Source organism: Methanoplanus sp. FWC-SCC4, from assembly GCF_032878975.1.
GTDB classification, from domain to species: domain Archaea; phylum Halobacteriota; class Methanomicrobia; order Methanomicrobiales; family Methanomicrobiaceae; genus Methanochimaera; species Methanochimaera problematica.
The window spans coordinates 115527-138094 of the sequence record NZ_CP043875.1 but is presented as its reverse complement, the minus strand read 5'-3'; the positions used below and the strand labels follow the sequence as shown (position 1 = coordinate 138094).

Here is a 22568-nt window from a genome sequence, read left to right as displayed (position 1 = left end):
CTCCTTAAATTATCTTCTCCAGATATGGTTTGCAGTCAATTGCATGAAGATCAAGTGCAAGTTCACTTGGGCTCATGCCCTGAGCAAGTCCAAGAAGCTCGTTGTAGTGAAGAACCGGAAGATTATATGTCTGGCCGAAGTTCTCCTGAATCTCAATCTGACCACGGTCAAACTGGAGCTGACAGAATGGGCATACTTCTGTAATTGCATCTGCCTGTGCTTCCTGCATGTTGATCAGTTTCTCGTTTGTAATGTCGAGTGAGTGAAGGATATCATATCCACGTACACCACCGCCGGCTCCACAGCACTGCATTTTATTGCGGTACTGAACAGGTTCAGCTCCGAGTGCACCTACAAGCTCATCAATCCACATCGGGTGTTCTGTGTCGCCAAAGTGGCGGTCTTTGCCCGGCTTCATGAGGTGGCATCCGTAGTGGACAGCGATCTTTGTTCCGTCAAGTGGACGTACTACTGAGTCTGCAATCTTCTTTACACCACAGATCTTCTCATCGTAGTAAAGTTCTGCAAGGTGCCATACATCGATTGAACCCTTGTATTCCATGTCAATCTCTGCAAGTACCTCGTTGACCTGGTCACGAAGTTCGTCGTCGTGTTTGAGTTTGTGGTTTACTTCCCAGATGGACTTGTAACATCCGTTGCAGATGAGTGCGATATCTTTGTTCATCTCTTCTGCAAGGCAGAGGTTACGTGCTGCCATTGCGTACCAGACTCTAAGGTCAATTGCACCGAATGCACCAGGTGCAGGGCAGCAGCTTGCTCCTTTTAATGGAAGAAGCTCAATGCCAACTTTTGCACTTGTCCTGATTGCTGCAGCCTCACAACCGGGGTAACGGTTTGGTGCAATGCAACCAAGGAAAAAGGCGTATGAATGATCGAAATGTTCCGACATATTTACTCTCCCTCCGCAAGGATTCTGTCTGCGTTCTCCTTGAGATGGTAGTGATCAATGATCTTCTGAATTCCTTCAATGTATTCAGGATAGCTGTGTGTTGTTGGAGGATCTCTTGGAAGACCAAGTTTCTCACGTGCTGCACGGTTTACATCGTTGTTTGGCACACCGTGTCCTGTATTGTATATAAGCTGAACTGTCTTCAGGAAGTTGCGTGGAACAATATCTCTCTCAAATGCAAGGTTCCTCATTGCCATGATGACATCTGTTGGAAGGATGTCACGTGGGCATCTGTCCGAGCATGAGTAGCATGTTGTGCACAGCCAGAGATCCGGATCTGTAAGTGCTTCGTCCTCAAGTCCGAGAACCGCTCTTCTCATGAATTTACGAATGCGGTATGAACTGCGGGGTGCAGACGGACATGATCCTGTACAGGTACCACACTGGAAGCACATATGGGAGATTGTACCGCTAAGCTCCCTGACTCTGTCGCTGAAATCCTTGTTGGAATCAGAGGTGTAGTAATTTGTGTCCTTTAATCTTGATTCAAGTTCAGGATTTCCATAATTTTTCTCTACTGCCATTATATTTCACCTCATTGAACCGTTTTAAGCTCAACTTCTCCAAATTCAACATTATTTTCTTTGACCTTGGAGGTCCTTGGAACAAGGAGCTTGGCTTTTATCTTGTTAAAGAGGTCTGTTTCCTTTCCATTTACACGAACGCCTGTACGCTTGAGAACAATGATATCCTCACCAGGACATGCGTTAACACAAACTCCACAAAGAATACACAGATCTTTGTTTACTGCGATGTTTGCCTCAATCTCACCGTGCATTTCAGCAGGGGATTTCGGGCTTGGCAGGTATATTGCATTCGCAGGGCAAATGTCTGCACATGTTGAACATCCACCAGGACATTTCTCTGCGTGGAACTCAATCTCACCCTCGAAGAATTTCTCTACTGTAATTGCTTCGGTTGGGCAGTTTGTTGCACACCAGCGGCAGGTAATACAGTCATCAGTGATGCTGACCTTACCGAGTTTCTTCTGTTCCGCTTCCTCACGCTTGACTTCGATTGCATCAGACGGACAGATATCTGCACAGACTCCACATCCGTCACAGAGTTCCTGGTTCCATTTGACTTCACCCTCAACATCTCCGGATTCGGCTGAGAATGGTTTGCGAACAACATCAAGTGCTGAACATACTGCGCCACAAAGGCCACATACTGTGCACTTTTCGTCATTGCATTCAAATGAAATTTTTGCCTCGATGATCTCGGCTTTCTTCATTCCGTCCTTTGCTGAACCCTCAAAATCAGGGACTTCACGAATGATTGCTTTGTCAGGAGAACGTGGACAAACGTCCTCACAGGTAGTACAACGTACACATTTCTCATCGTCAATTTCCTTGACAATATTATATGACGGGAATCCTTCCTTCTCTACTATAGGGAGGCATTCTTCACCATCAATCTTGAGATGCATAGCGTTGAATGGGCACATTATGACACAAACGCCACAATATGAACATTTCTTTTCATCTACCTGGATTGCTGTTCCATACTGAATAGCTCCACGGCGAACAGCACCGACTGGGCCGATGCTAATTGCTTCCTCAGGGCAGGAATCTACACATATGCCGCAACCTGTACAGTTGTCGACAGAGTATTCAAGGTTGTTTACCTGCTTTAGAAGCTTCTGCTCCATTATGGTAAAGTTTCCTTCCTGCCTCTTGGAGTATTTTGGAAAAAGTGTATTCATAATCTATAACACTCCTCTTTGATTTACACTTGACCCGGAACACCGGAACTGGTCCAGCGTCCCTCTAGTCTTATAACATTATACGGACATGCCTGGATGCAGATACCGCATCCTGCACAGAGCTCTCTGTCAAAGTCAAGGATTGTGGCCTTGCCATTGATCACTTTATAGATCTTGTCTGTCGAGACCGGATCTACTGTTGAAAGCTCAAGTGCGTCAACAGGACAAGCAACAACACAGTTGTTACAACCAGTACAACGTTCAATGTTTACATGAACTGCAAATGCCATTCTATCACGCACCGTAAAATATCGATCTTAATCGATTGTTAAAAATTGGGAAAAAGAATAGATAAATGTTCTGAAGTTATGTAACCTTAAATCGCAAAATCAGAAGTAAAAATGAGCGTTTGTAATTAACAGGGCCATAATGTTAAGATTTATAATTTTACTCGATGCGTTAACTTTAATGCGTTGAAAAAAATAAATGATAATGTTTAAATAGCACCATCGTTTTTTATCGGGCAGGATTTTTGAAAAAAATATTATTTATTCCCCCGATTTCAAAATAGGTCCATATAAATGAATTGAATGACTAAATAAGCAAATCTCTCTTACCGTATAAGATCAACTTTTGGAATCAAATTAACTCATTTACAAATATTAGACAGAGATATAACAAACCCCTCCTTAAATTATATCATTGTATTTCAAAAGACAAAATATCCGGATGATTACACCCAACATAACATGTGTGCCCGCACCCCCCACAATGCAAAACAAACTGCCACCCACATAATACCGGTAATGCATTTAAAATGCAAAAAGAAAAAAATGCACATTATATAATGTGCATATAATGTGCAACAGCCCTGAACCGATATACTGGTGAAGTTTTTGCTAACCACAACCCCCAGGTTTTCCCCTAATTCCGGTATTTTTTCAAAAATCCGGAATATATCAGGTAAAGAACAGAGAAAAGATAATTTTCACGGCATATGACCCTCTGTTTTTTTGTTTTAATCTTCAGAAAAAAATGAAATACTATTTTACCTTGCAAGTGTGAAATATCACTGTTAATAAACGAGGTATATCCTATGGAATTAAATGGAGTAATTATTGAAGATGAATATGCAGAAGCATTTCCAAACTGGTCATGCAGAGTAATTATCACAGCAATCAACGAGAAGTGGGCATACCAGGCAGCAACAGAGGCAACAGGCTTTGCAACATCAGCAATCGGCTGCCCCTGCGAAGCAGGAATCGAGATGTTCCTCTCCTCCGAGGAAACACCTGACGGAAGACCCGGCGTTGCAGTCCTCTTCTTTGCAGGCGGAAAGAAGAAATTAAAGGAGCAGGTTGTAGAGCGCCTTGCAGAATGTGTACTTACACAGCCTACAACAGCAGTATTTGACGGAATGCCTGACGCAGAAGAGAGAATCGATGTAAAACTTCACTTCTTCGGCGACGGATTTGAATACAAGAAGGAAATTGGCGGAAGAAGCTGCTGGGCAATTCCAATCATGAACGGAGAATATGTCGGAGAAGAAAACTTTGGTATCGTAAAAGGTATCGCAGGCGGAAACTTCTTCATCATGGGCGAAAGCCAGCCCTGTGCACTCATGGCAGCAGAAGCAGCAATAGAGGCAATTTACGAAGTTCCGGGATGTATGTGCTCATTCCCTGTAGTAGCATCCGGTTCAAAGGTAGGCTCAAACAAATACAAGTTCATGCCTGCAACAACAAACGAGAAATACTGCCCTTCAATCCGCGACAAAGTTGAAGAGACAAAAGTGCCTGAGGGTGTACAGGCAGTTTACGAAATAGTCATCGACGGTGTTGACGAGGAAGCAATAAAAGAATCAACAAGAGCAGGAATTGTTGCAGCATCAAAGATTCCGGGAATCAAACTCATCACTGCAGGTAACTTCGGCGGAAACCTTGGCCCGTACAAGTTCAACCTCCATGAGATTCTCTAAAATTTTTCTTTTTTTGTCTTATTAGAAAATGATGCACTGATTCCCGCCTGCATCATAATTTGCACCTGATTTGGTAATACCAAACTAATGGAAGCATCCACAAAATGCAGACCGGAAAAAACCCCGGATAAATCCGTATTTCACACAGGCCATTACGGCAACAAAACCGGCCATAGAAATAAAAAGCCCTGTATGAGCCCCCTTTTTACTTTAAAGGAATTTTTGATCCCGATTTTTCGGGAAGATAATATAATTGATTTCCTGCGGAATTATTGAATTTTAACGAATATCCTTGGGTTATATCGGCCCCTAAAACAGCCAGATATTTTCAGAGGATGTAATATATGGATGGCCTAAAGAAACACGAGTACAGAGGCCCTCACGTTGATCCGAAAAATCCGGGAGTCCCAAAGACCTGCATTATAATACTTATCCTTCAACCGGCTGAAATCCCACATTTCCCCAAGCATCGTCTGACAAGATCCAAAGATCAGTATGCACACTATCGATCTTCTTAAATATCATATCGCCGAAAAATCTGTTAACGAAATTTTCGGTGACAACAAGTGACAATTACATTAACTCCCGAAGAGGTCAAAGGACGCTTTGGCCCGATGTTTTGCAAAAAATTTTTGGTTATAGTCGATGAAGCAGCAGAAAAAGCAGAAATTATCGAGCACTGCTGCCATAGAGGAGCTATTGAATGGGATGTAATGAACCGCAGGAGAGCCGGAGGTGCTGTTGAATCAATCAGCGTAGAGGGTGCCTCAATGACAATGTCGGCAAAACTAGGTAAACATCCGATAAACTTTGGCGCTGCCGGAGACGAGATCGGAGGGCAGGCACTTGAGGGCGTATGCGTTGAAGGGGATCTGGTTGCAACCGACTGGGCCGGAATAGCAGGTGCAGGTGTCGGCGTTGCAGTATGTCTGCCACAGGCACCGGGCGTTGTAAAAACCGAATACCCATCAGAAGAGGATCTAAAGGCAGGCGGTGCAAGAACATGCAGGACCCGCATCTATTCCAAAAAATACGTGAAGGTCTCAATCGGAATTGATGACACAGACACAAAGGAATCCGGCGCAACATGGGTACTTGCATCGAAATGTGCGGAGGCATGCAACATAGAGGGTGTTGAATACCTGAACATGCGTTTAATCCAGCTCAATCCTAAAGTCCCGAACAAGACCACAAACTGTGTCGGCTCAGCACTTAACTTTGCAGTCAGACCAGACAAGGTGGAAGAACTGCTCTCTTTTGTAAAGGAATTCATAGAGGAGAGATCTGTAAGTGAAGATACCGGAATTGCAGTATGGACAGGGCTCTCACTTCCACAGTCGCCATACCTTGAAAAGATCAAGACCGAGGTTTTGAACGTCGCCGAATGTGAGGCTGAAGCCGAAAGGCTTGGAATAAAATATATCGACTCTGCAAAGAGCAAAGGGCGAATCGGTGCACTCGGTGCAGTCCTTTGGGCTAACAGAGGAATAGAAGCAGCAGGTCTTTATGGAGAACATCTCTAAAACCCCCTACTCCATCTCCTACCCGGAGATACTCGCAGTCGCATCCGCCGACAACTCCCGTGTAGAACTTATCGAAAGGTTTGACTGCATCGGAGGTGCGATGTGGGCAGGCAGTCATTACAAAAAAAGCCCGCTTGTTGAATCAGTCAGAATAATAGGAAACACACAGCGCTTTCTGCTTAAAACAGGCTGTGTGGATCTTGCACTTCAGGGCTCATACTTCCCTGCAGGCATCAGCGATGTTTTAGTTACTGACTCTGAAGTAGCCGTTACGTACCTTGGAATGGGTGGCGGAGGTGTTGGTGCAAGCGTTTGCCGGGCATCCGCCGGCGGTGTGCTAAGAAGCACCGAAGATCCATGTGGAGGCGGAAAAGTTGCAGGCTCTACCATATGGCTTCCCAAAATGGAGAGAGTAATAATAGGAGTCGATGACACCGACACACCCGAGGCCGGTGCAACATGGACACTTGCACACAATATATCAAAGGCTGTTGAAAACAAAAACAGCCGCTACCTCTCACACACAATAACACAGCTTTTCCCGGTTCCATACAGGACAAAAAACTGTGTTGCAATTGCATGTGAGTTCGCAACAACAGAGCCTGAAAAACTCATCAGCGACTTTGAAAAACTTGTCAGGGAGTACACACTATCAGATAAAACAGGACTATGTGCATTCAGGGGCTTCGATCCAAAACCACTCCTGAATTACGGCCGTCTTGTTAAAAACGGTGAAGTAACCTTAAACGACTTTGAATTTGTCAGAAAGCATCTGGATGTCAGAATCGAAGGAAGAGGCATTATCGGAGCCGCCGCAGCGATTCCATTTGCCACAAAATACAAAGAGGCACTCTCACTATGAAATGGAAACTGTTCAAAGCGTCCCTTCTGGAGATAGGATCTGCAAGGATTACTGGAGAGCCGGCAGATGCTTCTGAACAGTCACACGCAGGGCCCGGTGCCGGGGAAAAGGGCTCAGTCTTTTTTTCAGCCGGAGGCAAAAGAGTCCGGCTTTCCATTGATGATAACAGCCCTGTTGAGATACACCATTTCGGAGACGGCAGGGCAGAACTTATATTCAAAGATACAAAGGTCAGCGGAGTAATCGAAAAAACCGGATTCCACTGTCCGCGCCAGGCATATATTACAGTCAGCGAAGGATGTATATACAACTGCAGATTCTGCAATGTGCCTTCCCAGCCGCCCCGTATCAAGACGCCGGAAGAGATTGTGAAGATGGTTGCAGGCGTCAAAGACAGAATCGACTGCATATCCATTACAAGCGGCGTCATAGGGAACCCAAAAGAGGATGAAACACGGGTTCTTGAAGTCATAAAAGAACTCCGTGCATTCAGACTTCCAATCGGGGTTTCGATATATCCGCTTTTGGGAACACCCAAAAGGCTAAAGGATCTCGGTGTCCTGGAAATCAAATTCAACCTCGAAACCGCAACTGACGAGCTCTTTACAAAAATGTGCCCTCTGTTAAACAGACAGGAAATTATGGATGCACTCACTGCTTCGGTCTCCATCTTTGGAAAGAACAGGGTTTTTACAAACATCATTCTCGGACTTGGGGAGACTGACGATGAGATGAAGCAGTGTATTAAAGAACTCACACAGGCAGGGATTATCCCGGTCATAAGACCACTTAACCCATCCGGGGAATTATCAGACCTTAAAAGGCCGTCTGCAAAAAGAATTCTTGAAATATCGGATTTCCTTGAAGGCGAACTTTTAAAAACAGGACTCTCATGCAGAGAGGCAAAGACTATGTGTACACTCTGTACAGGATGTGACATGGTGCCGGGGGCGGATTCATGAAAGCTGAATTAATGCTTGCAAAAGCGATTTTAAAAGCGTCAGATACCTGTTACACAGTCCCGGGATACCCCGTGACACGCCTTGGTGAACTAACAAACGCTGAATTTACGATAAATGAGAAGGTCGCACTCGAGTACGCACTCGGGGACTCACTCTCAGGCAGAAGATCAGCTGTTATCGTTAAAAATGCAGGGATGAACACACTCTCTGACACCCTTGTCAACGCAACTGTCCAGGGGCTAAAGGCAGGGGTTGTAATAATTGCAGGCGATGACACTGAACCCAGGGGATCGCAGAACAGACAGGACTCGCGTTATTATTCCGAGGTTGCACAGGTTCCGGTGATAGGTCCGGGAACCAAAGATATCTCATCATCTGTCGAACTTGCATATGAGGCATCAGAGAAATTTTCAAGAGTCTCCATCTTAAGAGTCACCCCTGATATTCTCTCCTCTGATGTTTCAGGAGAGATCCCTGACAGGAAGGACTCTTTTGCAAACACTGCCGGAAATGATCTTACTATGAAGGGCAGGTGTGATCTTGCAGACAACATAACGGCAGAGATGTTTGAATGGTCTCACCCGCCGGTGATTTATCCCCCCCCTAAAAAATCCGAATATGTAAAGATTTCAGAAGAGAAGGGAAGGCCGTTTTCAGAGGAGCACAAAAATCTCAAACCGCCTAAAGTTACAAAAAATCCTGAAACCTTCAAATCACGGGGATTTTCAAGAACACTATGCAAAAACTGCCCATATAAAGAACTATTTTCAATGATATCCGGTTCCGGAAAAAAAGCGATATGTGACACAGGATGCTCACTTCTTTCCAAAAATCCTCCCTACGGTTTTGGAACTGCAAACTACGGACTTGGATCATCACCTGCAGTCGCTGCAAAGAGCACAAAAATTGCGCTGACAGGAGACTATGCACTCCTGCATTCAGGCATTAACGCCCTTATTGACATAAAGGAGAAAAATCTCCCGCTTTTGTGCATAGTTCTTAAGAATAAAAAAATGGGGATGACCGGGATGCAGAACGCACCCGATATTATGCCTTATATCTCGTGGGCAGACCCCCTGATAATCCCTGCCGGTTCGCCGGAAAAGGTTTTAAAATACCTCAGGGAAGGAACCGAATTTTTAAAAATAATTGTTGTCGAAGGCGAATGCCCGCCGGGAGAAGAACATGAAGCCATTAAATGTTGAGATATGTGACGTCACGCTAAGGGACGGAGAACAGACACCCGGAGTTACGTTCACATGCGATGAGAAGATTGATATTGCCCGTAAACTCAATGAAATCGGAATCGAAGTAATAGAGGCAGGATTTCCAAGTGTATCGGAAAGCGAGAAAAAAAGTGTTAAAAGCATCGTAGGGCTTTCCCTTGACTCAAGGATATGCTGCCTTGCAAGATGCGTAAAATCTGACGTTGATGCGGCAATTGAATGTGATGTTGATATAGTAAGCATATTCTTTGCAACATCAGACCTCCACCTGAAAATAAAATACAAAAAGACGGCAGAAGAGATGCTCGAACAGGCACTCATGATGGTTGACTACGCAACAGATCACGGTCTTTCTGTAAGGTTTTCATCAGAAGACGCTTCAAGAACGAGCATTTCGTTTTTAAAGGAGATGTATGTACAGGGGGCAATGAGAGGGGCAATGTACAGCAGTTTTGCAGACACAGTCGGGTGTATGACACCTGTTGAGATGTACAACACTGTACAGGAGCTGACAAAGGATCTGAAAAATCCCCTCTGCATACACTGCCACAACGACATGGGATGTGCAACCGCAAATACAATCTCCGCAGCACAGGCGGGGGCATTCCAGCTCCATACAACCGTGAACGGAATCGGTGAAAGGGCGGGGAATGCAAGCCTTGAGGAGGTACTTGTGGCACTGAGGATGAAAGGCGGTGTTGACCGCTATGATCTGACAAAGCTTATGGATCTCTCAAAGACGGTTGAGAAATATTCAGGCATTAAAGTCCCTAAAATAAAGGCAGTCGTCGGAGAGCATGCATTTGCACACGAAAGCGGAATTCACATAGCGGCTCTTTTAGAGGACAGAAATACATATGAATACTTCCCGCCAGAGATGGTCGGCGGAGAGCAGCACTTCATACTCGGAAAACATACGGGAAGAAAGGGTCTTTTGCATATTGTAAACAGTCTCGGCTACTCACTCTCTGATGACCAGATAAATCACCTTCTGCAAAGGATTAAGGAGATCAGCGAAGGCAAGTGCTCAATCACACCAAAAGTTCTCCTGTCACTCATTGAAGAGACAAAAAAGACCGAGGGCAATAAAATATGAGCACGCTTTCAGAGATTATTCTAAAGGGAGGTGCAGGAAGCTTTGTTGACTGCAAAGTTGACAGGGCATTTGCACATGACGGCACGGGAATTCAGGCACTGGTTGCATTAAGGGGGCTTGGTGATGTGAAACCGGCATGCCCTGAAAAAGTTTCGGTGATATATGACCACATTGCACCTGCAAACAACACCACAACCGCAAATCTCCAGCACGAGCTCAGGGAATTTTCAAAACAGGCAGGATTCTGTTTTCATGACATCGGAGACGGCATCTGCCACCAGATAATGAGCGAAGGGGTGTGCCTTCCGGGCGAGGTCGTTGTCGGTGCAGACTCACACTCATGCACACTTGGTGCATTCGGGGCGTTTGCAACCGGCGTCGGGGCATCGGATATGGCTGCCATCTGGGCATCGGGCGAAACCTGGTTTAAAGTTCCTGAAACGATTGAAATTAATCTGGACGGAGATTTCAGGCAGTTTTGTGAGCCAAAGGACCTTGCCCTTACTTATGTCAAAAAACTAGGGATGGACGGTGCGACATACAAGGCACTTGAGTTTACAGGCGAAGGGGCAGTGAATGTACCGATGGACGGCAGACTTACTCTTTGCAACATGGCAATTGAGACCGGGGCAAAGACAGGCCTTTTTTATCCCGACGCCGTTACAAAGGAATATCTTGCAGGATTCGGGCACAGCATTAAGACAGCAAAGCCGGAAGAGTGCAGTTATGAAAAAACAGTCGATATTGATATCGGAGATCTCGAGCCTGTTCTGGCAGTGCCGCACAGGGTGGATACGGTCGAGCCTGTAACCCGTTATTCGGGGACACCTCTTGATCAGGTCTTCCTTGGCACCTGCACAAACGGAAGATATGAGGATCTTAAAAGGTTTGCAGATATTGTCAGGGGAAGGAAAGTGTCTGTTAGAACAATTGTTGTCCCGGCATCAAGAGCTGTTTTAATGCAGGCACTAAAGACAGGAGTCCTCTCTGACATAATCGATGCAGGATGCTCAATCGGAACACCGGGCTGCGGACCATGTCTTGGTGCCCATATGGGTGTCCTTGGAGAAGGAGAGGTAGGTCTCTCAACAGCAAACAGAAACTTCAAAAACAGAATGGGAGTGGGGGCCGAATATTACCTCTGTTCGCCTTCAACCGCTGCCGCAAGTGCGGTTCGCGGAGAGATTACATCACCGGAGGAGTTTGCATGAAAAAAACAGGACATGCAGTCTGTATCGGTGCCGATGTTGACACTGACATGATTATTGCCGGAAGATACCTCAGGACAACCGACAAATCAGTCTGGGTTGAGCATGCCTTTGAGGACTACGACCCCTCAATTGCAAAAAGGCTGAAAGGATCAGTTATCATTGCCAAAAAAAACATCGGGTGCGGCTCTTCACGTGAACAGGCGGCTGTTGCGCTAAAGGAGGCAGGAGTTCTCGCGGTTGTGGCACCCTCCTTTGCAAGGATTTTTTTCAGAAATGCGGTAAATGTCGGACTTCCGGTGTTTGAAACAGGGGAGATTGACTGCACTGACGGTGAACCTGTCACATTTGACCTTGACGAATCATGGGTTGAAATATCGGGCAGAAGATACCCTTCACTCCCGCTGTCTGAGAGAATGAAGAGAATAATTGACTCCGGCGGCCTTGCAGGCTACTGGAGGAAATACAAATGATTTTTCCAAAACAATGCAAGGAGACGGGCTTTGCATCGGGAAAACCCCTCGGTGACAGGGTCTATTTTTTAAGCAGATACATTGTGAAGGAGACACCTTTTGGGTATGAGGTTCTTGAAATTGAACAGAAACCGGGAACCGGGCTTTTGAGGGAGGTAAAATCAGTAAAAACACTTGCTTCTGCTGATGAAACATATCTTTATCCTGAAAGGGTGGTTCTTCACAACAGGGCAGAGCTGATAAGGATTGCAGAATCAACCCAAAAGAAGTGCACAATATTCACGGGGATAGACGATCACATGACCTTTGTTATCGATCCGGATACTGATTCCCTCTTACGGGTTTTTGTCTATGACGTGATGCCCCCAAGGCCGAACCTCTCGGAGACCATAAAATCACTTGAAAAAACAGGGATTTTCGGAGAGCTTGAGATTGAATTTGTGCATCATATAAAGGATATCAAAAAAATCGAGGCAGATGTTTATCCCTGCAAGGCATCAGGCTTTGATGTCACGCTTGACAGTGACCGCCTCTCCGGCGGTGAAACGGTAGCAGGGTGTCTTACGGCAAGGCAGTTTCTGGCGGAATGCTACGACGGCGAATTTGTTGTTGAGAACATCTGCCCTGCCGATGAGGCGCAAAAACCGGAAAACCGGACTATCAACGAACCCTGGATTGCAAGATGCTGCCGGATTGAAAAATGCGGCCTTGTAACCGACAACACCACCGGCGTTGTCGTTCACTGGGGATCGTCACCAAAACAGATAGCAGATTCCATATTTGAACTCTTAGAGGAGTATAAAAAAAGATGAAGATAGCAATAGTAAAAGGCGACGGCATAGGACAGGAGGTCATCCCTCCGGCAGAAAAGATATTAAGGCATTTTCTGCCCGGTGCTGAATACTTTGATGTTAAGGTCGGCTATGAAAAATGGAAAGAAACAGGCACGGCATGCACTGATGACGATATAAAAAAGCTCAAATCCGCTGATGCAATTCTTTTCGGTGCCATTACAACACCCCCTGATCCTGACTACAAAAGTGTGATCATGAAAATCCGCCACGAGCTTGATCTTTATGCAAACCTGAGACCGGTAAAAGGCGACGGGTTTGACATAATGGTTGTAAGAGAGAATACAGAAGGCCTTTATTCAGGAATTGAAGAGATTGGTGAGGAGAGATCAACAACCCTCCGTGTTATAACAAGAAAGGGAAGTGAGAGGATTGCAAAGGCGGCGTGTGAACTTGCGATTAAAAGAGGGAGCACAAAACCGGTTGTAATCGGCAACAAAGCAAACGTGTTAAAATCCGATGTGCTCTTCAGGGACACATGCATTGGTGTATGCAAAAGCTACGGTCTTGAATACAAGACGATGTTCATCGACGCACTGACGCTTGATGTTTTAATGCAGCCCTCCAATTATGACGTTATAGTCACAACCAACATATTCGGAGATATACTTAGTGATGCATGCGGATACTTAACAGGCGGCCTTGGAATGCTTCCAAGCGCCAACATCGGAGATGCCCATGCATTTTTTGAGCCTGTTCACGGCAGTGCTCCGGATATTGCAGGTAAAAACATTGCAAACCCGATAGCCGCAATCAGAAGTGCCGGAATGCTGCTGGATCATTTCGGATACTGCGAATATGCAGCCCTGGTTGAAAAGGCGATATCGGCATCCGTTTCAATGGGTGTCTGCACAAAGGATCTCGGCGGAAATTACGGAACAAAGGAAACCGGCGAATATATACTTACTGAAATAATAAAAGAAGAGAAGTCTGATTAAATAATCAGAACCGGTAGTACGGTATATTTTTAACTTTTTTTTTATTTTTTTATTCAGTGCAGAACTGGTCGCACCCGTCAATTACATACCTTAAATATGCCATTGATGGTCCGCCGCCCATCAGCACTGCAACATATGCGGCTTCCATTATCTCCTTTCTTGATGCTCCTGCATCAACCGCCGCTTTGAGGTGCACACTTATGCAGAACTTGCAGTGGTCGTTTATTGCAACGGCAAGTGCTATGAGCTCTTTCATCTTGTAGGGCAGTGCACCCTCCTTTGTTGCCTGATTTGCAAAGTTCAGGAAAGAACCCCAGAACTCAGGATCGTCTTCGGATACCCTTTTGTTTGTGTCATATGTCTCTGCGATGATTTTTGCGATGTCTTTGTTTAAGTCAGCCATTTTGACAATCCTCTGAAAAATAATTACTAAACCCTGATTGCGGGCACAATTCCGGCCGGAAACCTGACAGTAAGTTCATACAGGTTTCCGGAGGTTTTCAAAAAAAACCTACCCGCATATCCCTTTTTTGGGTATTTTTGATAATTTGTCAACGAATACGATATATCTTTTTAAATTGAACAGGATCGAAATTTTTCAGGGGGAGCAGCAGCAATGAGAGCTAAAATAAACAATGAGGTTGAATAAAAGTAAAATCCGGGGTGAACATATGCAGGAGACAGATGACAAAATAATTGTAAAAAATCCGGCAACGGGAAGTATTGTCGGCGAGGTTGTAAGGGGAAGGGCAGAGGATGTAAGAGATGCTGTTGACACTGCACTTTTATCGTCAGACCTCTGGGCCATGAAAAAGCCTGTTGAGAGGGGGAAAATATTATTCAAATCAGCAGCGGCTGTAAGGGCCCGCCAGAATGATCTTGCCCGCCTTTTAACTTCAGAGCAGGGAAAGCCTCTCGCAGAGGCAAAAAACGAGATTCAGGGTTTTGCAAACATTCTTGAGTTCTATGCGTCAGTGTCAGGCACAATCTCGGGATCATCCCTTCCCAAATCAGACTACGGATATGCCTTTACGAAAAAAGAGCCTCTCGGAGTATGCGGGGCAATAATCCCATGGAATATGCCGGCGATAATCATGGGATGGAAGGTGGGCCCCGCCCTTGCCGCCGGCAACACACTTGTCTTAAAGCCGGCAAGCTCCACACCTCTTACAAACATGAGGCTTGCGGAGATTATGAATGAATCAGGACTGCCGGAGGGCGTCTTAAACATTGTCTGCGGCAGCGGAAAGGAGGCAGGAGCGGAAATTGTCAGAAACAAAAAGATATCGGCCGTTTCATTCACAGGATCGGCAGAGACTGGAATTGAAGTGTCAAAGCTCGCTGCCGGGACTTTCAAGAAGATGACACTTGAACTGGGCGGAAGCGATCCGATGGTTGTGTGCAGCGATGCCGATATTGATCTGGCGGTGTCAGGCGCAGTTTCGGGCAGGTTTTACAACTGCGGACAGACGTGCACTGCGGTAAAGAGGCTTTATGTCTTTGAGGATGTTGCGGATGAGTTCATCTCTAAACTGAAGGAAAAGACGGAGAAGATGACCATCGGAGACGGTTCGGCAAAGGGAACACGGATGGGACCGCTTCACAGCAGGGAAGGCAGGGATGGTATAACAGATGTTATATCAGAGACCGTTGACAAGGGTAAAGCCGAGGTGTTAACCGGCGGATACATCCCCACAGGTGAGGATTTTGATGCAGGAAACTTCCTGATGCCAACAGTCCTTACCGGTGTTTCCCCGGACAGCAGGGTTTTGAATGAGGAGATATTCGGCCCCGTTCTTCCGGTCATGACTGTTTCAGGAATGGATGAGGCGGTTATTGAGGCAAACAAAACAAGGTTCGGCCTTGGAGCTTCGGTCTGGACAAAGAGCATCAAAAACGCCTCAGATTTTGCAGAGTCTGTTGATGCAGGAATCGTCTGGGTCAACAGGCATCTGAAAGTCCCGCCGGAAATTCCGTTTGGCGGGGAGAAGTCAAGCGGAACGGGACGTGAAAACGGGCTTTTTGCACTTGAACGGTACATGAAAGAGAAGACAGTGATTGTATCACCATAGACCGTATACACAAGAATACAATTCAGGGAAACAAAAAAAATGGTTAAAGCAGGGTTTCATGTATCAATTGCGGGATCGCTTGACAGATCGGTTGAAAGGGCCAAAAAATCCGGTTGTGACACTTTTCAGATATTTACCGGAAACCCGAGGGGATGGAAGGCAAAGGAAATTGAGGATGAGACGGCTGAAAAATTCATATCAAAGCTTGGTAATTCAGGGATTGAACCGGTTGTCGCACATATGCCCTATCTCCCAAACCTTGCAACCCCAAAGCCTGATGTGTATGAAAAGTCGTGCGATGTTCTGCTGCGGGAGATTAAACGCTGCGGAGTTTTGAAGATCCCTTACCTTGTCACACATCTTGGAAGCCATCTCGGGACAGGCAGGGACGGCGGGATAGAAAGGACGATTGATGCCGTCGTAAACGCAATCGATTCCGAAAAGAGCAGCGTTATGATCCTTTTGGAGAACACTTCCGGGACAAAGAACTCAATCGGCGGAACTCTGGAGGACATCGGCGAGATTATGGACGGTATCGGGAAGAGCAAAAGGCTTGGAGCATGTTTTGATACATGCCACGCCTTTGCCGGAGGGTATGAGATTTCAACCGAAAAAGGGCTCTCAGAAACCTTGTCAGACTTTGACACCCTGATTGGTCTTGATAACCTGAAAGTGATTCACATAAACGACACAAAAGGCGAATGCGGGAGCCGGCTTGACAGGCACGAACACATTGGCCTCGGAAAGATAGGCGATGAGGGGATGGCAAGGATTCTAAGACACCAAAAGCTTTCCTCTCTTCCCTTCATACTTGAGACACCGGTTGATGAGAGAAGGGATGACAGGGGAAATATCGCTCATTTAAGGGAGCTTGCCGGGCGGGAGAATTAAAAAAATCTGTTATTATATCTGTGATATTGCCTGTTTTCAGATCTTCAAACACCCGGTATGTGCCACTACTATAAAATTTTTATATCAGATATATTCGATATATTGATTATAATGGCCACAACAATAGCCGTGTCACCTGATACAAAGGAGAACCTGAGGAAATTCGGTGAAAAAGGTGAAACATTTGACCAGATAATAAGGCGCCTGATGGAAGATGCCGGATGGAAAAAAGCGGATGCACGCTGGAACAGAATTCTTGAAGATGAGAAATTCACGCCACTTGCAGAACTATGAGTTATCAGGTTCTTCTTTCACAGACTTTTAAAAAGCAGTATTCAGGTCTGCCAAAAGATGATTAAAAAAGAATAAAAAAAGCGCTTTAGGAACTTGAAACAGATCCCTTCAGTCCACGCCCATCAGCTGACATAAAACCTCTGACAGCCACAAACCTTAAAAAATACAGATTAAGAGTTGGTGATTTCAGGATAATTTATTTCATTCACGATGAATCAGTCAAAGTCATCGAGGTTTTCAGACGGGGAAAGGGTTACCAATAATTGAATCAACATTTTTTGCAGGCTATTTTGCACAAATTTACAGTTTCTCATAGTAATTTACATAAGAGTCATCACGGATAGTCAGAAACTCTCCAAAACATTAATCAGCAATTGTCTAATATATTAGACATATGTCCTGTCTTTGTGGCATAACAGAAAAACACCTGCAAATTCTCGCACTCTACACAAACGGATACGACAGGGATTATTACCCAAGGGAAATCCCGGGGGTAATTTCGGTATCACACGGAACGGCACACAAAATTCTCATCTCGCTTGAGGAGAAAGGCGTTCTTGAATCAGTGACAAGGGGCAGGACCAGAATATTCAGGCTTAAAAAAACCAACGCGGCAGTAAACCACCTTCTCCTCGCAGAAAGCTACAAACGGCTTAAATTCTTTGAAAGTGAGGTGCTTGCAGGCGAAATAATATACAAAGTGATGCCCTTCTTCAAAGGACCACTCGCACTCTTCGGCAGCTACTCATCAGGAACAACAACCCCTGACTCAGACATAGATCTCCTCTCGGCAGGAGACTTCGACAAAACACAGGTCGACAAAATCTCAAAAACATTCGGGATTGAAATAAACGTCAAAAAGTACCCGGGAGAAGTATTCACAAGAGCAGCAAAGGAAGACACCCTGATAAAAGAGATGTACAAAAACCATATATTCTTAAAATGCCCTGAATTCTTTTTAGAGGCTGTGATTGTATGACGGACGAAATCAGATGGTGCAAACATAATAAAAACGGCATCAGGCTCATTGAGCCAAACGAAAACCTGACGGATGCATACTTTAAAAAAGCCGAGGATGCACTGCTGACAATGAAATCAATAGAATCTCCGGACTGGATAATCTCAACCGGATACTATGCCATGTACTATTCACTCTATGCACTCCTGATGAAAGCCGGAATTAAAAGCGGGATACACACATGCACAATAGAATGCATGAGGGAGTGCCTCGGCGATTACTTTAGCGAAAGCGACATCGAAGCAGTTGAAAATGCAAGAAAGACGAGGATTCAGTCGCAGTATTACACAACACATGAATTAAAAGAACAGGAAATCTCAGAAATTCTAAGCACGGCACCAAAATTTCTCTTAAAATGCAGGCACATATCAGGTCTGATAAAAACAAAGGATATTGAAAAAATCAGGCAGATTATTCTGGAAAAATAACTGAGAAGACAAAAAACACCCCGCCTGCCCGGAACAATCCGCAATAAAACAAAAAATTATGGTGTCCCCTTAAAAAACCTCTTTTTTCAAACATCCAAAATATGCATAAAGCAATAATAACCAATTAATATGGTTTATTGTGAAAGCTGAATACAACGGAGAACAGGTCCTTTTGGGCGCGGAGGGAAAAAGCCTCTACGACCAGGGAGGATACGGAAGGCCTGATAAAAACGGGCTGAAGCTGTCACCCGAAGAAGCACTCTATCTCCTCGGAAGAAACAAAATAGAGGTAAAAGGCCATTCATTTGAGAGTCTCTTTGCCGCATTTACAGAAGAATCCGATTTTCTGCGAAAGTTCCTTGTCTACCGTGACATCCGTGAAAGAGGGTATGTCATCCAGTCGGGGCCGCATGACTTCAGGGTTTTCAGGAGAGGTGAAAAACCGGGAACAGGCAGATCACAGTATCTCATGAGAGTACTCTCAGAGCGTGACCTGGTCGATTTTGGAAAATTCGCAGAAGAGGCACAGACCGCCAGAAACATGAGAAAACAGTTTCTACTGGCAGTCGCTGACGATGAAGACGAGATCACCTATTATGAAATAAAGACCAGTGATCCCCAAAAGGGAGAATGCGAGCCGGAACTTCCAAAAATCTCAGGAAAAATCTTTGGGAAATCCGTACTGATATCCATCCCGCCTGAGAGCATCTTTGAAGAGAAACTTTTTGGAACAAGATTTGACAAAGAACGGCTAATGCTCTCACCGGTAGAGGCGATTTACCTGATCAGAAAGGGATTCCTTGAACTCGATGAGAAAATCTCCCCCGAAGACTACTACAAAAAAATCGAAGACGGCGATCATGAATTTGAGCTTAAATCAAAATCATATGCGCACCTGCGTGACCTCTGGCACATACCAAGAACGGCCTATAAATTCGGCCATCACTTCAGAGTCTACTCAGGGTCAAAAAAGCACTCAGAACTCCTCGTTCATGCATTATCCTCAGATAAGACGATGCCGATGAGTGTCATCTCACGATCAGTCCGTCTGGCACACAGTGTCCGCAAGAAGATGCTTTTTGCCTGTGTAAGCAAAGATATGATAAAGTACATTGAATTTGCGAGAATAAAATTATAGATAAGTATAAGTTGGAAATCACCATGCAGCCCGAAATCAATCCGTGGTCAAGCAACCAGAACCTTGATGCGGATAAGCTTTTCAAAGAATTTGGAATTGAACCTGTAAATCCGCTGGTAGAAAAAATGACAAACCCGCCTGCATTTTTAAGGCGTGGAATTGTCGTAGGCCAGCGCAATTACAAACCAATAGTCAGCGCAATAGAGAACAAAACACCGTTTTATGTAATGACCGGATTTATGCCGTCAGGCCACCCGCACTTAGGACACCTGATGGTCATGAAAGAGGTCGCATGGCACGTTTCTCAGGGTGGAACAGGTTTTATCTCAATCGCCGACAGGGAAGCCCATGCAGTCCGCGGTATCTCATGGGATAAATGCAGGGAATTTGGAAAAGAGTACCTAAACTGCCTCTACGCACTCGGGTACTCCGGCAACAAATACTACCAGAGTGAGAACAACGCCTTAAAGGATCTCGCCTTTGAAGCCGCAATAAAGATTAATTTCTCAGAGCTTTCAGCAATCTACGGATTCACGCAGGACACGGCACTTGCACATGCAATGAGTGTCGCAACACAGGTCGGGGACATACTCTACCCGCAGACTGCGACCAACAGCCCAGCCCCGACAATCGTTCCGGTGGGTCTTGATCAGGACCCACACATCAGACTCACCCGTGATGTTGCAAACAAACTCAGGATGTTTACAATTATCGAAACACCTGATGGTGTCAGCATCAGATCAAAACAGGCTCCAAAAACGGCAATGGATGCTGTTGAAGCGGCATTCCCCGATACAAAAAGGTATGAAGAGCATATTGACGTAAAGGGTGTTTTTAAAGATGAAGCTGAAAACATCATCAGGGAAGTCGAGCTAAAATGCGGCGGTTACGGATTCCACATGCCATCTGCAACCTATCACACATTTTTGCAGGGGCTAACCGGGGGCAAGATGTCATCAAGTGTCCCTGACAGCCTCTTCAGGTTCCAGGACTCTGAAAAAGACGTCAAAAAGAAGATAATGAGTGCCCTCACAGGCGGCAGAATGACGCTTGAAGAGCAGAAAAAGCTTGGCGGAAACCCTGACAAATGTTCGATATATCTCTTGAACCTCTTCCACATGATGGATGACGATGAGGAAATAAAGGAGATGTGCAGGGCATGCAGGGCAGGGGAACTAATGTGCGGAACATGCAAAAAGCAGACCTTTGAGCGTGTACGTGAATTCTTAAAGGACTTCAAAGAAAAAATGGATGAAACAGTGCATCTGACGGAGGAGTAAAGCGTGGCGGATCTGACATACAATGAAAAGAAGCTTCTTGCGGTTTTAAAACCGCTCAGGGATGCTGAAAAAGCCAGACAGGAGGCTTTAAAGCCAATCAGCGAAACGGCAAAAGGTGTTGCGGAATTAAGAAAATCAAACTTAAATCCTCTCAGGGATGTCCTCGGAATTCTTGAAGAAACCAAAAACATCGCATTTGCACCGATAAAAAAGGCAATCGAACTCTTTGAAGATGCAACAGAAGGAACACTCGGACCCATAACCAGAATGGACAGGCCAAATGTCGTGTACCTCGCACGCATCATGGACACAACCCCCGAGGCTGTCGTCCAGCATGCAGTCCTTCTTGAGTCAAAAAAACTCTGTGACCTTCAAAAAAAGGTGACTGTGGAATACAGGCTCACACGCGAAGGAGAGAAATATGCATCTGAGGGTCTGCCGGAGAGAGTACTCTTTGAGTCATTTGAGAATGCAATCCCGATGAAAGAGCTCCAGAAACACCCCTCCTCAAAGCTTGGAATCGGATGGCTGAGAAAGAAGGGCTGGATTGCAATAAGGGAGGGAATCGTTGAGAAAATCAGCGATGCTCCAATAGGAGATGATGAAAAGGCCCTAAAAGACCTGAAACCCGGCGTCCCGGGACTTGACGAACTCCTTAAAAGAAAGCTTGTGGAAGAGACTGAGACGACTGATTACTTTGTCTCAATCACAACCGAAGGTGAGGTTCTGGTTGAAACAGGCCTCGATTTAAGGATGGAAGCCGGCACCCTTACAAGCGAACAGATAAGAACAGGGGAATGGGAGAATCTCAAACTCAGGAGATATAATGTCACAACCCCTCCAAAGAGAATTTACGCCGGAAAGAAACACCCGTACCAGCAGTTGATCGATGAGATGAGAAGTGTTCTTCTGGAGATGGGCTTCACAGAGATGTACGGTGAGATTGTCCAGAGCTCTTTTTGGAACTTCGATGCACTCTTCCAGCCGCAGGATCATCCAGCACGTGAAATGCAGGACACATTCTTCCTTGACATGGAGGAGAAACTCCCTGAAAACTATGAGGCCGTAAGGGACATTCACGAATTCGGAGGAGACACGTCTTCTGTCGGATGGGGAGGAAAATGGAAGGAGGAAAAGGCAAGGCAGTGTGTCTTAAGGACTCACACAACAGGGCTTTCCATCCAGTACCTAAAGGATCACCCAGACGAGCCGGCAAAGGCGTTTTGCATAGGAAGGGTTTACCGCCGCGAAGCGATTGATCCGACACACACCCCTGAGTTTGAACAGCTTGAGGGTATAGTGATGGACAGGGATGTCTCATTCAGACACTTAATGGGATTCCTAAAAGAATTCTATCACAGAATGGGCTTTGAAAACGTCCGTTTCAGACCTGCATACTTCCCGTACACCGAACCCTCAGTCGAACCTGAAGTCTACGTTGAAGGGCTCGGATGGGTAGAGCTCGGCGGTGCAGGAATATTCAGAGAGGAAGTCACTGCTCCGTGGGGTGTCAAATACCCGGTTCTTGCATGGGGACTTGGCGTTTCCCGTGTTGCAATGCTGAAAATGGGCTTAAAAGACCTCCGCCAGCTATACAAGAGTGATGTGGACTGGATCAGAAACAGTCCGGTAAACAGAAAGGAGGAGATTTAAAA

23 protein-coding genes are annotated in these 22568 nt (G+C 45.5%); 18 read left to right on the top strand and 5 right to left on the bottom strand.

Going from position 1 to position 22568, the window contains the following annotated elements; genetic code table 11:
- Positions 1-4: 4 nt before the first annotated feature.
- Genes hdrB through F1737_RS00650 form a run of 4 tightly spaced genes read right to left on the bottom strand, consistent with a single transcriptional unit; the run spans position 5 to position 2965 of the window.
- Positions 5-910 carry a CoB--CoM heterodisulfide reductase subunit B gene (hdrB, locus tag F1737_RS00665; protein ID WP_317136861.1) on the bottom strand — a complete coding sequence of 302 codons (906 nt, stop codon included), beginning with the start codon at positions 908-910 and terminating at the stop codon, positions 5-7.
- Positions 911-912: 2 nt separating this feature from the next.
- A complete protein-coding gene (hdrC, locus tag F1737_RS00660; RefSeq protein WP_317136860.1) occupies positions 913-1494 on the bottom strand; it encodes a CoB--CoM heterodisulfide reductase subunit C in 582 nt (193 codons plus the stop codon).
- 11 nt (positions 1495-1505) lie between these two features.
- Complete coding sequence (locus F1737_RS00655) at positions 1506-2675, bottom strand: 4Fe-4S binding protein (protein ID WP_317136859.1); 1170 nt, start codon at positions 2673-2675, stop codon at positions 1506-1508.
- A 23-nt stretch (positions 2676-2698) separates the two neighbouring features.
- Entirely contained in the window at positions 2699-2965 is a 267-nt protein-coding gene (locus tag F1737_RS00650; protein WP_317137905.1) for an indolepyruvate ferredoxin oxidoreductase subunit alpha, read from the bottom strand.
- A gap of 806 nt (positions 2966-3771) precedes the next feature.
- Between F1737_RS00650 and fhcD the strand changes: the two genes are divergently transcribed.
- The 10 genes from fhcD (at position 3772) to F1737_RS00600 (ending at position 13792) form a co-directional block, all read left to right on the top strand.
- On the top strand, positions 3772-4653 hold the full coding sequence (fhcD, locus tag F1737_RS00645) for a formylmethanofuran--tetrahydromethanopterin N-formyltransferase (RefSeq protein ID WP_317136858.1): 882 nt from the start codon (positions 3772-3774) through the stop codon (positions 4651-4653).
- Between the two features lie 566 nt (positions 4654-5219).
- Positions 5220-6176 carry a DUF1743 domain-containing protein gene (locus F1737_RS00640; RefSeq protein ID WP_317136857.1) on the top strand — a complete coding sequence of 319 codons (957 nt, stop codon included), beginning with the start codon at positions 5220-5222 and terminating at the stop codon, positions 6174-6176.
- Positions 6160-7038 (top strand): methanogenesis marker protein 11, encoded by an 879-nt coding sequence (mmp11, locus tag F1737_RS00635; protein WP_317136856.1) that lies wholly within the window; start codon positions 6160-6162, stop codon positions 7036-7038. Before F1737_RS00640 ends, mmp11 begins: the two co-directional genes overlap by 17 nt.
- The gene (locus F1737_RS00630; RefSeq protein ID WP_317136855.1) at positions 7035-8000 is read left to right on the top strand and encodes a radical SAM protein; all 966 of its coding nucleotides are present in this window, start codon (positions 7035-7037) and stop codon (positions 7998-8000) included. The genes mmp11 and F1737_RS00630 overlap by 4 nt, the downstream gene beginning before the upstream one ends.
- A complete protein-coding gene (locus tag F1737_RS00625) occupies positions 7997-9205 on the top strand; it encodes a thiamine pyrophosphate-dependent enzyme (RefSeq protein WP_317136854.1) in 1209 nt (402 codons plus the stop codon). The genes F1737_RS00630 and F1737_RS00625 overlap by 4 nt, the downstream gene beginning before the upstream one ends.
- On the top strand, positions 9186-10322 hold the full coding sequence (locus F1737_RS00620; protein ID WP_317136853.1) for a homocitrate synthase family protein: 1137 nt from the start codon (positions 9186-9188) through the stop codon (positions 10320-10322). The genes F1737_RS00625 and F1737_RS00620 overlap by 20 nt, the downstream gene beginning before the upstream one ends.
- Positions 10319-11533 (top strand): 3-isopropylmalate dehydratase large subunit, encoded by a 1215-nt coding sequence (locus F1737_RS00615; protein ID WP_317136852.1) that lies wholly within the window; start codon positions 10319-10321, stop codon positions 11531-11533. Before F1737_RS00620 ends, F1737_RS00615 begins: the two co-directional genes overlap by 4 nt.
- A complete protein-coding gene (locus tag F1737_RS00610; RefSeq protein WP_317136851.1) occupies positions 11530-12003 on the top strand; it encodes a LeuD/DmdB family oxidoreductase small subunit in 474 nt (157 codons plus the stop codon). The genes F1737_RS00615 and F1737_RS00610 overlap by 4 nt, the downstream gene beginning before the upstream one ends.
- Positions 12000-12815 (top strand): DUF7714 family protein, encoded by an 816-nt coding sequence (locus tag F1737_RS00605; protein WP_317136850.1) that lies wholly within the window; start codon positions 12000-12002, stop codon positions 12813-12815. The genes F1737_RS00610 and F1737_RS00605 overlap by 4 nt, the downstream gene beginning before the upstream one ends.
- Positions 12812-13792 carry an isocitrate/isopropylmalate dehydrogenase family protein gene (locus F1737_RS00600; protein WP_317136849.1) on the top strand — a complete coding sequence of 327 codons (981 nt, stop codon included), beginning with the start codon at positions 12812-12814 and terminating at the stop codon, positions 13790-13792. The genes F1737_RS00605 and F1737_RS00600 overlap by 4 nt, the downstream gene beginning before the upstream one ends.
- Before the next feature lie 49 nt (positions 13793-13841).
- Here F1737_RS00600 and F1737_RS00595 read toward each other — a convergent pair whose 3' ends face one another.
- Entirely contained in the window at positions 13842-14195 is a 354-nt protein-coding gene (locus tag F1737_RS00595; protein ID WP_317136848.1) for a carboxymuconolactone decarboxylase family protein, read from the bottom strand.
- 268 nt (positions 14196-14463) lie between these two features.
- Between F1737_RS00595 and F1737_RS00590 the strand changes: the two genes are divergently transcribed.
- The 8 genes from F1737_RS00590 to pheS all read left to right on the top strand — a co-directional run bounded on the left by F1737_RS00590 (position 14464) and on the right by pheS (position 22566).
- Positions 14464-15864, top strand: coding sequence for an aldehyde dehydrogenase family protein (locus F1737_RS00590; protein ID WP_317136847.1), 1401 nt, complete (start codon positions 14464-14466; stop codon positions 15862-15864).
- Between the two features lie 39 nt (positions 15865-15903).
- Positions 15904-16755, top strand: a complete 852-nt coding sequence (locus F1737_RS00585) for a deoxyribonuclease IV (protein WP_317136846.1) — start codon at positions 15904-15906, stop codon at positions 16753-16755.
- A gap of 111 nt (positions 16756-16866) precedes the next feature.
- Entirely contained in the window at positions 16867-17049 is a 183-nt protein-coding gene (locus tag F1737_RS00580; RefSeq protein ID WP_317136845.1) for a hypothetical protein, read from the top strand.
- A gap of 394 nt (positions 17050-17443) precedes the next feature.
- Positions 17444-18028 (top strand): nucleotidyltransferase domain-containing protein, encoded by a 585-nt coding sequence (locus tag F1737_RS00575; protein ID WP_317136844.1) that lies wholly within the window; start codon positions 17444-17446, stop codon positions 18026-18028.
- On the top strand, positions 18025-18495 hold the full coding sequence (locus F1737_RS00570) for a HEPN domain-containing protein (RefSeq protein ID WP_317136843.1): 471 nt from the start codon (positions 18025-18027) through the stop codon (positions 18493-18495). Before F1737_RS00575 ends, F1737_RS00570 begins: the two co-directional genes overlap by 4 nt.
- 139 nt (positions 18496-18634) lie before the next feature.
- Positions 18635-19633 carry a tRNA-intron lyase gene (gene endA / locus F1737_RS00565; protein WP_317136842.1) on the top strand — a complete coding sequence of 333 codons (999 nt, stop codon included), beginning with the start codon at positions 18635-18637 and terminating at the stop codon, positions 19631-19633.
- 23 nt (positions 19634-19656) lie between these two features.
- Positions 19657-20913 (top strand): tryptophan--tRNA ligase, encoded by a 1257-nt coding sequence (locus F1737_RS00560; protein ID WP_317136841.1) that lies wholly within the window; start codon positions 19657-19659, stop codon positions 20911-20913.
- Positions 20914-21180: 267 nt separating this feature from the next.
- Positions 21181-22566 carry a phenylalanine--tRNA ligase subunit alpha gene (gene pheS / locus F1737_RS00555; RefSeq protein WP_317137904.1) on the top strand — a complete coding sequence of 462 codons (1386 nt, stop codon included), beginning with the start codon at positions 21181-21183 and terminating at the stop codon, positions 22564-22566.
- Positions 22567-22568 lie beyond the last annotated feature (2 nt).

Coding starts and splice junctions, on each gene's coding strand:
- hdrB (WP_317136861.1), bottom strand. CDS start 910: ATGTCGGAACATTTCGATCATTCATACGCCTTTTTCCTTGGTTGCATT.
- hdrC (WP_317136860.1), bottom strand. CDS start 1,494: ATGGCAGTAGAGAAAAATTATGGAAATCCTGAACTTGAATCAAGATTA.
- F1737_RS00655 (WP_317136859.1), bottom strand. CDS start 2,675: ATGAATACACTTTTTCCAAAATACTCCAAGAGGCAGGAAGGAAACTTT.
- F1737_RS00650 (WP_317137905.1), bottom strand. CDS start 2,965: ATGGCATTTGCAGTTCATGTAAACATTGAACGTTGTACTGGTTGTAAC.
- fhcD (WP_317136858.1), top strand. CDS start 3,772: ATGGAATTAAATGGAGTAATTATTGAAGATGAATATGCAGAAGCATTT.
- mmp11 (WP_317136856.1), top strand. CDS start 6,160: ATGGAGAACATCTCTAAAACCCCCTACTCCATCTCCTACCCGGAGATA.
- F1737_RS00630 (WP_317136855.1), top strand. CDS start 7,035: ATGAAATGGAAACTGTTCAAAGCGTCCCTTCTGGAGATAGGATCTGCA.
- F1737_RS00625 (WP_317136854.1), top strand. CDS start 7,997: ATGAAAGCTGAATTAATGCTTGCAAAAGCGATTTTAAAAGCGTCAGAT.
- F1737_RS00620 (WP_317136853.1), top strand. CDS start 9,186: ATGAAGCCATTAAATGTTGAGATATGTGACGTCACGCTAAGGGACGGA.
- F1737_RS00615 (WP_317136852.1), top strand. CDS start 10,319: ATGAGCACGCTTTCAGAGATTATTCTAAAGGGAGGTGCAGGAAGCTTT.
- F1737_RS00610 (WP_317136851.1), top strand. CDS start 11,530: ATGAAAAAAACAGGACATGCAGTCTGTATCGGTGCCGATGTTGACACT.
- F1737_RS00605 (WP_317136850.1), top strand. CDS start 12,000: ATGATTTTTCCAAAACAATGCAAGGAGACGGGCTTTGCATCGGGAAAA.
- F1737_RS00600 (WP_317136849.1), top strand. CDS start 12,812: ATGAAGATAGCAATAGTAAAAGGCGACGGCATAGGACAGGAGGTCATC.
- F1737_RS00595 (WP_317136848.1), bottom strand. CDS start 14,195: ATGGCTGACTTAAACAAAGACATCGCAAAAATCATCGCAGAGACATAT.
- F1737_RS00590 (WP_317136847.1), top strand. CDS start 14,464: ATGCAGGAGACAGATGACAAAATAATTGTAAAAAATCCGGCAACGGGA.
- F1737_RS00585 (WP_317136846.1), top strand. CDS start 15,904: ATGGTTAAAGCAGGGTTTCATGTATCAATTGCGGGATCGCTTGACAGA.
- F1737_RS00580 (WP_317136845.1), top strand. CDS start 16,867: ATGGCCACAACAATAGCCGTGTCACCTGATACAAAGGAGAACCTGAGG.
- F1737_RS00575 (WP_317136844.1), top strand. CDS start 17,444: ATGTCCTGTCTTTGTGGCATAACAGAAAAACACCTGCAAATTCTCGCA.
- F1737_RS00570 (WP_317136843.1), top strand. CDS start 18,025: ATGACGGACGAAATCAGATGGTGCAAACATAATAAAAACGGCATCAGG.
- F1737_RS00560 (WP_317136841.1), top strand. CDS start 19,657: ATGCAGCCCGAAATCAATCCGTGGTCAAGCAACCAGAACCTTGATGCG.
- pheS (WP_317137904.1), top strand. CDS start 21,181: ATGGACAGGCCAAATGTCGTGTACCTCGCACGCATCATGGACACAACC.